Source organism: Roseibium limicola, assembly GCF_017313085.1.
GTDB classification, from domain to species: domain Bacteria; phylum Pseudomonadota; class Alphaproteobacteria; order Rhizobiales; family Stappiaceae; genus Roseibium; species Roseibium limicola.
In genome coordinates this window covers 43,835-57,352 of the sequence record NZ_JAFLNF010000001.1, presented here as the reverse complement: position 1 = coordinate 57,352, position 13,518 = coordinate 43,835, and the positions used below count along the sequence as shown (strand labels likewise).

Sequence of the window (13,518 nt, the reverse complement as noted above, 5' to 3'; positions counted from 1 at the left end):
GGCCTTGCCATGCCGGCATTGGCGAAGCGCAGATTGCGGCTTCCACTGCGGACACGTGAAGGCTTTGGGGGAATGATTGGAAAACGCCCCAAACGGCTAGAGGGCAGTCTTGTCAATTCGTCACAAGTTGCTACAGCAAGATATGGCAACCACAAATGCACTTCTCCTATTAGCTCAGGCTGCGGTCTATTTCACCGTTATGATGTCGCTTCTGCGCGCCCGCAAGGTGATCGGTATCGGCGTTTTTATGTGTGCTCTCGGGGTTATGCATTTTCTCGAAACATATCTCGCCAGCGTGTTCTACATTCAGCTCCCGTTTGGAATTGTTTCGCCTGGATCAACGATCCTGTTCTCGGGCAAGCTGCTGATGATCTTGCTGCTGTATATCCGCGAAGATGCAATGGTGGCGCGCCAGCCTATCTATGGCTTGCTGATTGGCAATTTTCTAATTGTCGCGTTGGTGATGGTGCTGCGCAATCACGATACAGTCGCAGTGACGGGGGGACGGCTTCCTGACATTGCCTTCGTCGATGAGATGGGCTGGTTGATGATATGGGGGACGATCCTTCTCTTCATCGACTCGATTGCAATTATCGTTCTGTATGAGCGCGTAGGATCCCTGTTCGGCAAGCATCTGGGCTTACGGATTCTGGTCTGCGGTGCCGTCGTTCTGACGTTCGATCAGGCGGGTTTCTTCCTGGCCCTGCATTATGTGTCGGGAGCACCACTTCATGTCTTCTGGGGTGGCTGGATTGCGAAAATGTTCGCGACGCTGCTCTACAGCGGCTTTTTCGTCATCTACCTGCGGTTTTTCTCCAGTACCTCGCATTGGTTTACCGATAGATCATTCAGGGATGTCTTCGAAGTCTTGACGTATCGCGAGCGCTACGAGCGTTTGTTGGAACAAACCAACCACGATCATCTGACGGGCACTCTGCACCGTCGGCACTATGATCAAAATGCGCCCGAGATCCTCGCTACCAGCCTGGCGGAGCGCCGGGCCTTGTCGATGCTGGTCATTGATATCGATCACTTCAAGCAGGTGAACGACCGGCATGGGCATCAGGTGGGAGATGAGGTGTTGAAGAAGATTGCCGCACTGCTGATGGAAAACCTGCGCGCCGGCGATCATCTATATCGCTTCGGTGGGGAAGAGTTCGTTCTGCTCTGTGAGCGGCTGCCGGCAAGCGGTGCGATTTCTCTTGCCGACAGGCTTCGCGGGGTCATTCAGGATTACAGCAAGACGTCTATGCCGACGGCAGTGACAGTCAGCATCGGGGTGGCGAGTGCGCCACAGGACGGAAGTAGCGTGGAGGAGCTGTTTGCGGCTGCCGACAGCCGTCTCTACGATGCAAAGCGCGCGGGCCGGAACAGGGTCAATGGTCCAGACCCTCAGACCTAAGCGTCAATTTCAGCTTAAGTTGATTTGATGCTTGAGTGCGGTCGTGTGAAGCAAAAGGCAGGGCTACAGAGGCCGGCCACCCTCGTTCTCGTCCTTCGTGAGCGCCTGCCAATATCAGTGCTGCGTTAGAGGACGATAGACGCCATCCGGAAATGAAAAGCCCCGGTGTTGTGACCGGGGCTTTGAACTCGCAGCGTCGGCGTGGTCGGGGCTTAGACCCGGTTCAACAGACGTGCGCGAATGGTGTTGGGCAGCTTGCGGATCTCTTCCAGAATGATTTCTGAATCGGCGACCTGGCTGTCCACGTCCACCACCACATAGCCGATGTCCTTGTAGACTTTCAGGTACTGGCCGGAGATGTTCAGCTCATGACGGGCGAAGAGGTCGTTCAGCGTCCGCAGCGCTCCCGGTGCGTTCTGGTGCACCTGGATGAAGCGGGTTGCATCGGTGCCTTTCGGCAGCTGCACTTCGGCGAAGTTGACGGACCCGATGGTCGAGCCGACATCGGAGTATTCCACCAGCTTCTTTGCCACTTCCTCGCCAATGCGCGACTGGGCCTCCAGAGTGGAGCCGCCAATATGCGGGGTGAGGATGACGTTTTCCAGCCTACGCAGCGGCGAGAGGAACTCGTCGTTGTTGGACTTGGGTTCGGTCGGGAACACGTCGATGGCAGCGCCAGCAAGATGATTGGATTTAAGAGCCGAGGCGAGGGCGTTAATATCGACGACCTTGCCGCGCGCATTGTTGATGAGGAAGGCGCCCTTCTTCATCTTTGAGATATGTTCGGAGGTGAACATGTTGCGGGTTTCTGGCGTATCCGGCACATGCAGGGACACGACATCAGACTGAGCTAGCAGCTCGTCCAGGCTCTCGGCGGGCATCACGTTGCCATGCTGAAGCTTGTCGATCAGATCGTGGTAGATCACCCGCATGCCCATGGCTTCCGCCAGGTTGGACAGCTGCGTACCAATGTTGCCATAGCCGACGATGCCCAGCGTCTTGCCACGCACCTCGTGGGAGCCTGCGGCCGTCTTCAGCCAGCGGCCTTCATGGGCGGCGGTCGACTTCGGGAAGATGCCGCGCATCAGCATGACGATTTCGGCAATCGTCAGTTCTGCGACGGATCGCGTGTTGGAGAACGGCGCGTTGAAGACAGGTACGCCACGCTTCACGGCGGCTTCCAGATCGACCTGGTTGGTGCCGACGGAGAAACAGCCGACGGCCACAAGCGTCTTGGCGGCTTCAAGAACTTCTTCTGTCAACTGCGTGCGAGAGCGAATACCGAGGATGTGGACACCCTGCAGCCGATCGATCAGCGCCTCCTTGTCGAGGGCGGTCGGCAGAACTTCGTAGTTTGTATAGCCGGCTTTTTCCACAATCGCGGTGGCGGTGGGGGAGATCCCCTCCAGCAGCAACCAGCGAATTTGGTTCTTCGGTCGGGACAGACCGTTAATCATGGCTCTATGCCTTTTTTCGGTTCGCAGTGGGTCAGTTCGCAAGGGTCTGGAACTGGTGCGAAAAGTGGCTCCGGGCAGAGGGATAAGGCCCGGCTCAGTCAAGCCGGATCCGTATACGCTGAAAGGGATATGCCGACAAGGGTGGAGAGTGACGGGAAGGGCGTGGCCAGCTTGCCTCAAGATTAAAGGTGCACCTTGACTGCGCCTCACGCCGTTATAATGGGAAGCTGGAGGCGGCAGCGGTGGTGGCAGTTGAGGTCAATGCGATGTCCTTTGTCTGGCCGGGGTGATGCTGAAACGATGCCTGTTTCAAGGTGATGTTTCGTCATGCCATGGCGTCACCATGGCATTTATGCCGCTTCGTTGGTCTTACAGCGAGCTAGCCAGGGAAGAACCTCGGGGCGGGGTCCCTAACGCTCTTGTGAACCGGGAAGCCATTGTCAGAAATCAGCTGTTCAGGTAGCCGGGATCGGTAGAAAAAACCAGTGATTCCGGAGCAATTGCCGAATGCCGAACCTTTCCCCACAGCGGGCTGATGTAAATTTTGCCTGCGTTGGTTGTGGTAAGTGTTGCACAGGCCATCATGTGCCGCTGACACTCGGCGAGGCGCGACAATGGGCTGCTGACGGTGGACAGATCGTCATTTTGGTTGAGGCGCTGTTGGAAAGCAGCTTGGTGCGACCATGGGGCAAGGAGTTGGCCCATGTTGTCAAACGATCGCAGGAGGTTCTCAGCGGCCAGACGCAGGCGCATGTCGCCATCAACCTTGCTGCCTTCAATCCGGCAGAGTGCATGCATCTCGATGACGACAAGCGATGCAGGATCTATGAGCGGCGCCCGCTAGTGTGCCGGATCTATCCGATGGAAATCGTCCCGGATCTGGTGATGCTGCAAGAGGAAAAGGATTGCCCGCCTGAGGCTTGGCAGCAAAGCGAACCGTATTTGCGCAACGGATTGCCGGCCGACGCGGAACTTGCGCGATTGATCGTGCTGTCACGGCAGACGAATTATGAGCAAGTGTCCTTGCGTGCAGCGATTTGTGCCGAACTGGGGATTGGAACGGCTGCGCTGAAGGGAGATGGGTTTACCGCCTATTTTCCGGATATGACGCGTTTCGCAGATGCGCTGGACAAGGTGTCCTCTGCGCGTGAGGTGGTGGTTGGCGAGTGGGATTTTGCGGCTTCATCCGTCGAGATTGCCGAGCACCTTGCTGCCCAGGGGGCGGCCTTGACCCAGTCCGCGAACTCCGGAGCCTTTCAGTTCATTCCCGTGACTTCTGCTACATAGGAAATTTGCGAAGCACTGAACCCGTCGAAAAAAAGCCTGCCGTGGTTCCACGACAGGCTTTTTTGCTTTTTCAGTCACAAAGACCTGAACGATCAGAGACCTTCAGGTCCGCGTTGGAGGGCTGCAACGCCGGTGCGGGAGACCTCGGCCAGGCCGAGCGGCTTCATGATGGCGATGAACTGCTCGATCTTGGAAGTGCGACCGGTAATTTCGAAAACGAAATGTTCGGTCGTGGCGTCGATCACCGTGGCGCGGAAGGCATCGCCGAGACGCAAGGCTTCCAGGCGCTTTTCGCCTGTGCCCGTCACCTTGACCATGGCCAGCTCGCGTTCCAGTGGCTTGTCCTGGCTGGCAAGCTGGGCTTCCACAGTCAGATCGGTGACCCGGTGGACAGGCACCAGACGATCCAGTTGATGGCGGATCTGTTCAATCACCATAGGTGTGCCGGTGGTGACGATGGTGATGCGCGACAGGTGTTTCTCGTGCTCTGTCTCCGACACGGTCAGGCTATCGATGTTGTAACCGCGACCGGAGAAAAGGCCGATGACCCGGGCTAGAACGCCCGGCTCATTGTCGACGATCACCGACAGGGTGTGCGTTTCGATCTTGTCGCTGACTTCCGCCATGAAGTAGATCGACGGGGCGCCTGGATTGGATTGTGCGTTCATTGTGGTGTCTCCCCTCAGACCAGCATCTTGCCGGCATCGTCGATGGCGTTGGCGACCGCTTCGTCGGTTGCCTCATCAGGCAGCAGCATTTCATTGTGAGCCTTGCCCGACGGGATCATCGGGAAGCAGTTGGCCAGGTTGGCAACGCGGCAATCAAAAATCACCGGTTTGTCGACGGCAAGCATCTCGTCGATGGCATCGTCCAGTTCATGCGGCTTGTGAACGCGCATGCCGACGCCGCCGTAGGCTTCTGCCAGCTTGACGAAATCAGGCAAGCTGTCCGTGTAGGAATGGGACAGGCGGTTGCCGTGGAGTAGCTGCTGCCACTGGCGGACCATGCCCATGTACTGGTTGTTCAGGATGAACACCTTGACCGGCAGGCCGAACTGAACGGCTGTCGACATTTCCTGAATATTCATCAGGATGGAGGCGTCACCGGCCACATCGATGCAGAGAGCGTCGCGGTGAGCGACTTGCGCGCCGATGGCAGCAGGCAGGCCATAGCCCATGGTGCCGAGGCCGCCGGAGGTCAGCCAGCGGTTGGGCTCTTCAAAGCCATAAAACTGGGCTGCCCACATCTGGTGCTGGCCGACTTCCGTGGAGATGAAAGTCTTCCGATCCTTGGTCTTTTCATACAAACGTTGCAGCGCATACTGCGGCATGATCAGATCTTCGCTGGGGCGATAGGAGAGCGACTTGCGAGCCCGCCACTTGTCGATCTGGCTCCACCACTCCTTCAACGCCGTTTTGTCCGCAGTCAGGGAGGAGGCGCGCCAGATGCGAACCAGATCTTCCAGCACGTGACCGACGTCGCCGATGATCGGCAGGTCGACCTTGACCACCTTGTTGATCGAGGAGGGGTCGATGTCGATATGGATCTTGGTGGCGTTGGGCGCAAAGGCATCGAGGCGGCCGGTGATCCGGTCGTCGAAGCGCGCACCGACGCAGATCATGACGTCGCAATCATGCATCGTCATGTTGGCTTCGTAAGTGCCATGCATGCCGAGCATGCCGAGCCAATGGTCACCGGAGGCCGGATAGGAGCCAAGACCCATCAGAGTCGATGTGATGGGGAAGCCGGTGAGCTGAACCAGTTCTCGCAGCAACTGGCACGCCTGCGGGCCAGAATTGATAACCCCGCCGCCGGTATAAAAGATGGGTTTCTTTGCCTTCGACATGAGGTCTGCCGCAATGCGGATGGCCTGTGCATCGCCCTTGAGCTGAGGGCGGTAGCTCTTGTGGCTGGCAGCCGGATTGGTCGTCGGTGCCTGATAGGTGCCGGTCGCGAACTGAACGTCCTTCGGAATATCAACAACAACCGGACCCGGACGGCCAGACGTGGCGACATAAAAGGCTTCGTGAAGGACACGTGCCAGGTCGTCGACATCGCGAACCAGCCAGTTGTGCTTGGTGCAGGGGCGGGTGATGCCAACAGTGTCGCACTCCTGAAAGGCATCTGTGCCAATCAGATGGGTAGCCGTCTGGCCGGTGATGCAGACCAGCGGAATACTGTCCATCATGGCATCGGTCAGGGCCGTGACCATGTTGGTTGCGCCTGGGCCGGAGGTGACAAGAACAACGCCGGGCTTTCCGGTGGAGCGGGCATAGCCTTCGGCGGCATGGCCGGCACCCTGCTCGTGACGCACGAGGATGTGCTCCAGGCCGTCCTGCTGAATGATTTCGTCGTAAATCGGGAGCACGGCACCGCCCGGATAGCCGAAAATCGTCTCAACACCTTGGTCCTTCAGCGCCTGGATCACCATTTCAGCGCCGGTCATCTCCCGTGTCATTATCGCGTTCCTCAAAACTTGGCTTTTTAGTGTGCGCCCTTTCGACAGGGCTTTGCGATCAATCTCGTTATTTCAGTTCTTCATGTCCAGTGGCCGGACAGCTGTGCGAGGGAGCGTCATCGGAATGGAGGGGGAAACGGGCAATAAAAAAGGCCCCGTTGGGACCTGATGTTGCGCGCCTACCTGTTCCGAACGGGTCAATCCGTTCCGGTGGCGCGCTTTCCTACTACTAGAATGACGGACGTGGACATGTCAGTCGTCTCTCACATTGCTGTTGTGTTCCATCCTGCGATGGACCTTTGAACACGACAGGGTTCACCGAAGCGCGCCCTGCTCAAGCCTCCGGATCAACTGGCTGCCTGATGCTCGGCAAATTAGTCAGGCAGGGGAGAGTGGTCAACCCTTAAATTTAAGAAAGTTACCATATTGGAGCCTTGGCTTTCTGAAAATTACCGAAACTCTCTGGGGATGCCATCTGGAATGGGCGGTTTTCTCGTGGTTCAGCGCGAAATTCTCTTTTGTTGTCAAAGTGTAAGAGGGAGATTACCAGCGGTTACCCACAAAGGCGAAGCCTCTCGTCATAAAAAAATCAACTGGGGGATTGCGCCCCGGGAAAGGGGCCTATATACACCGCCCATCGACGCGCTGCGGCGCGCTTCGACACCGCCTCACCAAGCGGTCACGGTTTGCTCGAATGCAGATCTGTGGGTGTATAGCTCAGTTGGTAGAGCAGCTGACTCTTAATCAGCCGGTCCTGGGTTCGAATCCCCGTGCACCCACCACTTCTCTCATTTTTCATTTCGTTGCAGATGACTTGGGCGCAGTTTTGCGTTCATGGGTTTTGCGTTGTCGACGCTGCCCCGTTGCCATGTCTGTTGCGCGCACGTGAAGTGTGATGCACTTTCAGCTGAGCTGGCTTGCCTGCTCTGCTGCTGCTTCTCTTCAACATCCCTGTTCACCTTCCATATGGAAATACAACCCCTCAGCAATCTTTGATTGTATTTCTGAACATTCAACCCTATGTTGAATGTTCTTGTTGTGTTCCTTTCTCGGCGTTCTGTCATCTGTGATGATGCGTCGGCTTACCCAGAAGTCTTTTCTCTGAGCTTGCGGTTAAAAAATAGATGGAATTTATTCACAAGAATTAACTCCTAGCGTCATTCTGTATACCTGCCGATCACCGCAAACAAATATGTGGGGTGCCATGATCTACGAAGCCTGGGTGAGGGATATACCTGTTACTTCTGCCCGTGGTCTTTGGCGAAGTTGGATGAGCGATGCTCTCGTCTTGCGGCGGCGCGCTCTGCGATTGACCCGAGGCGATCGGGACGAAGCCGAGGATCTCCTCTCTTCTACCCTGATCAAGGCGGTTACCCATGTGGAGCGCCATGGAACCGACGTTCTGGAGCCACGTGCTTTCCTGCTGTTTGCGATGAGGAACGAACACATCAGCCGAATTCGACGGCAGAGCCCAGAACGCACGATGCGTGATTTCAAGACCGATGTGCACCAGGATCATATCGCCGGATTTGCCGACACAACTCCCGATCAGGAGAACCTGCTGCGCTATCAAGAAGCTTTGCAGAGGGTTTTGCTAGCGGTGGAATGCTTGCCGGAGGAATTGCGACAGGTCTTTAGCTTGCGATTCCTGGATGAGTGCAGCTACCGGGAAATCGCGAACCATCTGGAAATTACGGAAACGCTGGCCCGCAAACGTGTCCAGCATTTGCGGGAAAAACTGCGCCATGCACTGGGCGAGGACCTGGATATCTGGGCGGGAGATCTTTCCGACCGTTCACAAGTCACCGGTTAAGGCGTCCATTTAAACATGCGCGACGGATCAGCTTGCTGTCCGGTGGTTGGAGAGACATCTTCCGCCAGCAGGAGGGCTGTGCCTGAGGCGCCCAGATCAGGCGGAACAACGAGATGGCCGACCATGTCAATTCTCAGATTACCGATGCGGTCACCCAGACCAATGTGAAAGTAGTGGCAGAAGCACCGGCACAGGCGATTGCCAGCCTGTATCAGGTGTCCAGTCATGCATCCGGGCTTTCAATTCAAAACGCGGTTCATTCCCAGCAGGCGATGAACCAGATAACGACGGCTGTCGTCTCCAAGGCGGTCCAGCTCATCATGGATATCGGCGAACCGTCGATCAAGTAGTCCGGGATGCAAGCCGGGTGTTTGGTGAGTGTTGGGAGTTGCTACAATGGGGCTGTTTGGATGGTTTGGCCGAAGTGCGCCACGGCAAAGGGCTGGCGGACAGTCGGAGCCTGCTGCCTTCGGTCGTGAGATTTCCGCTGGTGACGTGGAGGCTACACTTGGAGCCGCGGCCAGTGGAGCGCAAACTGTCGGTGAACCGCAAAGGCGTGCAGTAGAGCAAGAGCGGCTGAACATGCCGAAGCTGTCGCGCGGGGGCGATGGCCGTCTTCATCCAGGCCGTCTCAAACTGCGACAAAGCCAGGACACCATAACGAGCCAACCGCGAGGAGCCCGTCCCATGACGAAACCGGAACCATCGCCGGATACGTCCGCCCTGAACAGCCAAATTGTCCAGGCGGTGCAGTTTTCCAACGCCGAGACGGCGGCCGCAGCACCAGAGATGGTGAAACTGGGCCCGGAGATGATGGTGGAGACCACAACAGGTCTCGCGGTTCAAGATGCTGCCAATTACATGAATGCCATCATGCAAATTGCTGTCGCCGGCCAAGCCGTGGCGATCAAACTGGCGGCGGAGGGGCCGAAGGAAGCGCCGACGGTGACCACGTTGATGCAAGACATCCAGACGATGGTGCAGGGCGCAGTCACTGTTTATGGGTCTGTCGCGTCAACTGCAGGAACTGCCAACAGCACCGTCATCGGAGACCTGGAAGGTTAGGGAAACCATGCGTCCGAAACCTCACATGCTGTTCGCTCCGGAGGGCGACGGGACTGGTGGCGGTCATGCAAATGATGGGCCTTCAACGGAGCAGGACATCTCACGTGATGCGGGGGACGAGCTTCAGCCTTTGCGGGACGCTGTCGCCGCATTGCCGCAACAGCAGAGATCTCGGGTTTTCAAGATGGTTCTGCAGATCCTCGGGCCGAAGCGTAGCGCGAGTGTTCTGGAGCGTTTCAGAGGTCGGAGCAAAGTACCTTCTCCAGAGCGGAAACCCGAAGATGATGACGGCAATACCGATACAAGCGGTCAATAGGAGCATGAAATGGACCAGCTGACGAAAGATCTGGAAGAGGCGCTGATTGGGCGTTTGGGAGCCTGGCAAGAGGCCTTGTCGGAAGAACCACGTCGGACGGACGATGTCAGTCTGTTTTGTCTCTACCCGAAGCTCCTCTCCTATATGGCCTGGACCTGCGGAACGATGAGTGAGGCTGACAAGATCAGTGCGGCATTGCTGCACCGAGAGAAAAAGCTCTCCAACGGTGGGGCCTTGATTTCGGGGTGTTCGACGGGCGGGCATTTTGCGGCTGCGTCCTATGGCGCTGGCTGCTGTCCCTGTTGCGGCGGATCTCATGGTTCTCCGGTGGAGTGCTGCTCGCCAACAGATGATGCCGATAATGAGGATGATGTCAGACCAAGCCGCCGGTCCGATCCTGGCGAACGCTCTGGGTCTTCTGGGCAGTCGCGTTCCGCCGGTCGTTCAGAAACGCCTCCGCCTGACCGTACCTCTGAGGCGGAACAATGCCATCAACACGAGGTCATTCACCGCGAAACGCGGATTGTCGAAGAGACTGTGATTGAGGAGATGGAGAATGACGAACGAGACACCTGCCGCAGGGATGAGGGACGCGGCCGAGGTCGCGGCGGCGGCCGCTGCTGAGAAGCGCAGAACCCAGCAGAAAGCCCAGGCCAGTGCTTTGACAGACCCTCCCGCGAGCGTGGCTCCGGGGGAGGTGCCGCACGTGAGCGCTGTTGCCCAGGGCCAAGAGCAGGCCAGAGACCAGGGCAGACATCACGCCAGACACCAGACTGCAGCTACGGCGCAGGATCGCATGCAAAAGCTGGTGGCTGCCGCCGTTGCAACCACCCGGCTTCGGGATGACTACCAGCTGCATGCGGCCAAGCTGCCACTCCTCTTGGAAGTTGCAGCTGAGATTCAAAAACACAAGGACGAGGCCGATCACGCCGCGGAGCAGGCGTATGCCAAGACCTTTGCGGTTTTGGAAGGCTTCTGCGAGAAAACCGGCAAGCTTTCGGATGCCATGCTGGAACAGCATGAGGCTGTTAAGGACATCGTCGACAATCCGCAGGACTTGCCAGAATTGCTGCGCAGTGGACGGACGGACTTCATTTCAGCGCTTGCTCGACACGGGCCGGTCGAACCCTCTGGCCAGCCCCAGATTGGGGGACAATCCGTCGACAGCGTTCTGACAATGCTCAAGGCGGCTGAAAACCAGGCGCAGGGCCAAATGAGTGACATGACAGCAAGGCTGCAATCGATGGTCGCTGCGGCAGTTGAGGAAAAGACTTCTGAAATTCGCCAGTTTGTTGAGAGCTTCCAACAAGCTGAAGCGGGTAAAAGAACACGGTAGCAGGGGGGGGGCGGAGCGGAGTTCGTTGACCTGATTGACCGGCCTTTCGTCAAGAGGGGCCGGTTTTTTGTTCGCGTGGGCCAAAAAGCTCTCCAATAAGCGCTTTTTCCGGTCACGCTTTGCAGTCTTCGGGCGTCCTTAGAGTGTCCTTTGCCGGTGATGAGCCCGGCCAATCTTAGGAGATTAGAATAATGGCTGAAACACTCGTGAACCCCATGGTCACCGATGCCGTCACCCAGTCGAACGTCAAGGTGGTTGGCGAAGCCCCGGCTATGGCGATCAGCACGCTGTACCAGGCGATGGCCCATTCAACCGGCATCCTCTTTGAGAATGCGGTCGCAGCAGCACAGCAGCAGAATATTTTGGCCCAAGCGGCATCCAACATGGGGGTGATGCAGATCTACAGCCTGGACACCACGGCAGTGGCAGGCGCCAGCGAAAAGGTTGCCCAGACAGGCGTCTCCGACAACCTGAGCAGCTTGATGACTGTTCTGAGCGCTTTTCAAGGCGGTCGTTGATCGAGCGTCGGGCCAGCCGAAGCAGGCGAGGCCGGACTTTCGTTCCTATTTGGAGAGGGGAGTGCATCGGCCATCGAGGCACTCCCATATTGGCCCCATCCTTCCCATTTAATGTTCTGCACGGCAGGTCGGTGAAAACCGCCTGCCGTGCATTTTTGCGTCAACTGTGCCGAATATTCGCCTATTCCGCGCCTTTTTCGGGCTTCGCTGGCCGTTGTGTCCAATAAGGCTCAGGAATAACGTCCCAATTGGCGCGTTGAGCCGGCTGTAGGCCCCGCCTATCAACCTTTCCTTAATCCTGTGAGGGGAATCCTGAAGGCAGGCGATAATCCGCTCCGGCAAACCGGGGCATCTTTGTACAGGGCAGGCTTTTCCAAGGTACTCGGCACTTTTGCCGGGATCAGTAAGGAAGGATGTGCCCGATGGCCACCGTAAAAGCCCCTGTATCCGTAACTGCCGCACCAGGCGATGCCATCGCGTCGGTTGACATGTCTCCCGCCGTGGCGATGGCAAGTCTGTATGTGTCTGCTGCTCACTCCAATGCCATTCTCTATTCCAACTCTGTTCAGCAGGCGAAGCTCGGCAATGCCAGCGCGGAGCTGGCTGTGTTGGGCGGGTTGATGCGGCTTTATGATGATGGCGAGGTCGGCGGCAAGGCGTCCATAACCGAAGCCAAAAATGACCTGTCCGATCTGGTCAAGCTTCTGAATACGCTCGGTTGAGACTTCCAGCAGTCGGGATTTGGCGCAGGTCTTGCGACAAGATGGCAAGCTTGGGCGTAAAATTCGGAACATTGCGGACTTTCGTGCCCGTGCCGGCAGGAGTATAAGCTGGCGCAGAATGCTCCCGGAATTCCGGGCGGCTGCTTGAATGTTCCCCAATAGGCCTGAAACCTGATCCATGTCGAAGATCCTGATTGTTGCTCTCTACAAGTTTGTTCCGCTTGATGATTTTGAAGCCATGCGTGACCCGCTGAAGGCGTTTTGCCAGGAACGGGATGTGCGCGGCAGTATTCTTCTGGCGTCAGAGGGGCTCAACGGGACGATTGCGGGACCGGAAGAGGGCTTGCGCGAGGTGTTGGCGTACTTGCAGTCCGACCCGCGAATGAGCGAGCTGGAATACAAGGAAGCCTGGGCCGACCGGCATGTCTTCAAGCGTATGAAGGTGCGTCTCAAGCAGGAGATCGTCCGACTTGCGGTCGATGGCATTGATCCGAATGACGTTGTCGGGACCTATGTGCAGCCAGAGGACTGGAATGCGCTCATTTCCGATCCTGAAGTTGTCGTCATCGATACCCGCAATGATTACGAGTTTGCGTTCGGAACGTTCGATGGTGCGATGAATCCGGAAACCCAGTCCTTTCGCGAGTTCCCAGAGTGGGTTCGCAAGGCGCAGGAACTGGAAAACAAGCCGAAGATCGCAATGTTCTGCACTGGCGGTATTCGCTGCGAAAAAGCGTCGTCGCTCATGCTTCAGCAGGGCTTTGATGAAGTCTACCATTTGCAGGGTGGAATTCTGAATTATCTGGAGAAAGTTCCGGAAGAGCAGAGCCTGTGGAAGGGGGAATGCTTTGTCTTTGATGATCGGGTATCGGTTGACCACAAGCTGCAGCCGCGCTGGGGCGCATGGGTGCCTGAAGAGGCCAAGCATATCATCAATGACGATACGGACTACGATTGAGCCAGCCTTTTCCTGTTTGAGGCTTTGACCTAGGGGCAAGTTTCCTTAAGTTGAAGGTGGATGTGGCGCCCGAGGCCAAGGGGGTGCGCAAGAATGCATGCATCGCAAACAGGGAAAGGACTATCCAGTCGTTTTCGGCTGGTCACAGGGGCCGCATGTGCCGCGCTTGTTTTTCTGGGGGCAGGA

General features: G+C 57.1%; 14 protein-coding genes and 1 tRNA gene. 11 read left to right on the top strand and 4 right to left on the bottom strand.

What is annotated here, in order from left to right; all coding sequences use genetic code 11:
- Positions 1–142 precede the first annotated feature (142 nt).
- Positions 143–1,402, top strand: coding sequence for a GGDEF domain-containing protein (locus J0X15_RS00255; protein ID WP_206937159.1), 1,260 nt, complete (start codon positions 143–145; stop codon positions 1,400–1,402).
- Between the two features lie 212 nt (positions 1,403–1,614).
- Here the strand turns inward: J0X15_RS00255 and serA are convergent, their stop codons facing one another.
- The gene (serA, locus tag J0X15_RS00250; protein WP_206937157.1) at positions 1,615–2,859 is read right to left on the bottom strand and encodes a phosphoglycerate dehydrogenase; all 1,245 of its coding nucleotides are present in this window, start codon (positions 2,857–2,859) and stop codon (positions 1,615–1,617) included.
- A 507-nt stretch (positions 2,860–3,366) separates the two neighbouring features.
- Between serA and J0X15_RS00245 the strand changes: the two genes are divergently transcribed.
- Entirely contained in the window at positions 3,367–4,146 is a 780-nt protein-coding gene (locus J0X15_RS00245) for a YkgJ family cysteine cluster protein (protein ID WP_206937156.1), read from the top strand.
- A 92-nt stretch (positions 4,147–4,238) separates the two neighbouring features.
- Here the strand turns inward: J0X15_RS00245 and ilvN are convergent, their stop codons facing one another.
- Together ilvN and J0X15_RS00235 are read right to left on the bottom strand one after the other, a co-directional pair.
- Positions 4,239–4,814 (bottom strand): acetolactate synthase small subunit, encoded by a 576-nt coding sequence (ilvN, locus tag J0X15_RS00240; RefSeq protein ID WP_206937154.1) that lies wholly within the window; start codon positions 4,812–4,814, stop codon positions 4,239–4,241.
- A 14-nt stretch (positions 4,815–4,828) separates the two neighbouring features.
- On the bottom strand, positions 4,829–6,604 hold the full coding sequence (locus J0X15_RS00235) for an acetolactate synthase 3 large subunit (RefSeq protein ID WP_206937146.1): 1,776 nt from the start codon (positions 6,602–6,604) through the stop codon (positions 4,829–4,831).
- Positions 6,605–7,310: 706 nt separating this feature from the next.
- Here J0X15_RS00235 and J0X15_RS00230 point away from each other — a divergent pair.
- The 4 genes from J0X15_RS00230 to J0X15_RS00215 all read left to right on the top strand — a co-directional run bounded on the left by J0X15_RS00230 (position 7,311) and on the right by J0X15_RS00215 (position 9,482).
- Positions 7,311–7,386 (top strand) — tRNA-Lys (locus J0X15_RS00230).
- A gap of 488 nt (positions 7,387–7,874) precedes the next feature.
- The gene (locus tag J0X15_RS00225; protein WP_209014976.1) at positions 7,875–8,417 is read left to right on the top strand and encodes an RNA polymerase sigma factor; all 543 of its coding nucleotides are present in this window, start codon (positions 7,875–7,877) and stop codon (positions 8,415–8,417) included.
- A 113-nt stretch (positions 8,418–8,530) separates the two neighbouring features.
- Positions 8,531–8,767 carry a RebB family R body protein gene (locus tag J0X15_RS00220; RefSeq protein WP_206937144.1) on the top strand — a complete coding sequence of 79 codons (237 nt, stop codon included), beginning with the start codon at positions 8,531–8,533 and terminating at the stop codon, positions 8,765–8,767.
- 337 nt (positions 8,768–9,104) lie between these two features.
- The gene (locus tag J0X15_RS00215; RefSeq protein ID WP_206937143.1) at positions 9,105–9,482 is read left to right on the top strand and encodes a hypothetical protein; all 378 of its coding nucleotides are present in this window, start codon (positions 9,105–9,107) and stop codon (positions 9,480–9,482) included.
- Positions 9,483–9,582: 100 nt separating this feature from the next.
- On the opposite strand, the gene J0X15_RS00210 is transcribed toward J0X15_RS00215, so the two are convergent.
- Complete coding sequence (locus tag J0X15_RS00210) at positions 9,583–9,804, bottom strand: hypothetical protein (RefSeq protein WP_206937141.1); 222 nt, start codon at positions 9,802–9,804, stop codon at positions 9,583–9,585.
- Between the two features lie 3 nt (positions 9,805–9,807).
- Here J0X15_RS00210 and J0X15_RS00205 point away from each other — a divergent pair, with 3 nt between their 5' ends.
- From J0X15_RS00205 to trhO, 5 genes are all read left to right on the top strand, one after another.
- Positions 9,808–10,422 (top strand): hypothetical protein, encoded by a 615-nt coding sequence (locus J0X15_RS00205; RefSeq protein ID WP_206937137.1) that lies wholly within the window; start codon positions 9,808–9,810, stop codon positions 10,420–10,422.
- Between the two features lie 82 nt (positions 10,423–10,504).
- Complete coding sequence (locus tag J0X15_RS00200; protein WP_206937135.1) at positions 10,505–11,134, top strand: hypothetical protein; 630 nt, start codon at positions 10,505–10,507, stop codon at positions 11,132–11,134.
- Positions 11,135–11,349: 215 nt separating this feature from the next.
- Positions 11,350–11,652, top strand: coding sequence for a RebB family R body protein (locus tag J0X15_RS00195; RefSeq protein ID WP_408015312.1), 303 nt, complete (start codon positions 11,350–11,352; stop codon positions 11,650–11,652).
- 422 nt (positions 11,653–12,074) lie between these two features.
- Positions 12,075–12,374 carry a RebB family R body protein gene (locus J0X15_RS00190; protein WP_206937130.1) on the top strand — a complete coding sequence of 100 codons (300 nt, stop codon included), beginning with the start codon at positions 12,075–12,077 and terminating at the stop codon, positions 12,372–12,374.
- 178 nt (positions 12,375–12,552) lie between these two features.
- Entirely contained in the window at positions 12,553–13,332 is a 780-nt protein-coding gene (gene trhO, locus J0X15_RS00185) for an oxygen-dependent tRNA uridine(34) hydroxylase TrhO (protein WP_206937127.1), read from the top strand.
- Positions 13,333–13,518: the final 186 nt, after the last annotated feature.

What these genes read in the sequence shown, in the direction of transcription:
- serA (WP_206937157.1), bottom strand. Translation starts at nt 2,859, where the DNA reads ATGATTAACGGTCTGTCCCGACCGAAGAACCAAATTCGCTGGTTGCTG.
- J0X15_RS00245 (WP_206937156.1), top strand. Translation starts at nt 3,367, where the DNA reads ATGCCGAACCTTTCCCCACAGCGGGCTGATGTAAATTTTGCCTGCGTT.
- J0X15_RS00190 (WP_206937130.1), top strand. Translation starts at nt 12,075, where the DNA reads ATGGCCACCGTAAAAGCCCCTGTATCCGTAACTGCCGCACCAGGCGAT.
- J0X15_RS00255 (WP_206937159.1), top strand. Translation starts at nt 143, where the DNA reads ATGGCAACCACAAATGCACTTCTCCTATTAGCTCAGGCTGCGGTCTAT.
- ilvN (WP_206937154.1), bottom strand. Translation starts at nt 4,814, where the DNA reads ATGAACGCACAATCCAATCCAGGCGCCCCGTCGATCTACTTCATGGCG.
- J0X15_RS00220 (WP_206937144.1), top strand. Translation starts at nt 8,531, where the DNA reads ATGGCCGACCATGTCAATTCTCAGATTACCGATGCGGTCACCCAGACC.
- J0X15_RS00205 (WP_206937137.1), top strand. Translation starts at nt 9,808, where the DNA reads ATGGACCAGCTGACGAAAGATCTGGAAGAGGCGCTGATTGGGCGTTTG.
- trhO (WP_206937127.1), top strand. Translation starts at nt 12,553, where the DNA reads ATGTCGAAGATCCTGATTGTTGCTCTCTACAAGTTTGTTCCGCTTGAT.
- J0X15_RS00225 (WP_209014976.1), top strand. Translation starts at nt 7,875, where the DNA reads ATGAGCGATGCTCTCGTCTTGCGGCGGCGCGCTCTGCGATTGACCCGA.
- J0X15_RS00215 (WP_206937143.1), top strand. Translation starts at nt 9,105, where the DNA reads ATGACGAAACCGGAACCATCGCCGGATACGTCCGCCCTGAACAGCCAA.
- J0X15_RS00235 (WP_206937146.1), bottom strand. Translation starts at nt 6,604, where the DNA reads ATGACACGGGAGATGACCGGCGCTGAAATGGTGATCCAGGCGCTGAAG.
- J0X15_RS00210 (WP_206937141.1), bottom strand. Translation starts at nt 9,804, where the DNA reads ATGCTCCTATTGACCGCTTGTATCGGTATTGCCGTCATCATCTTCGGG.
- J0X15_RS00195 (WP_408015312.1), top strand. Translation starts at nt 11,350, where the DNA reads ATGGTCACCGATGCCGTCACCCAGTCGAACGTCAAGGTGGTTGGCGAA.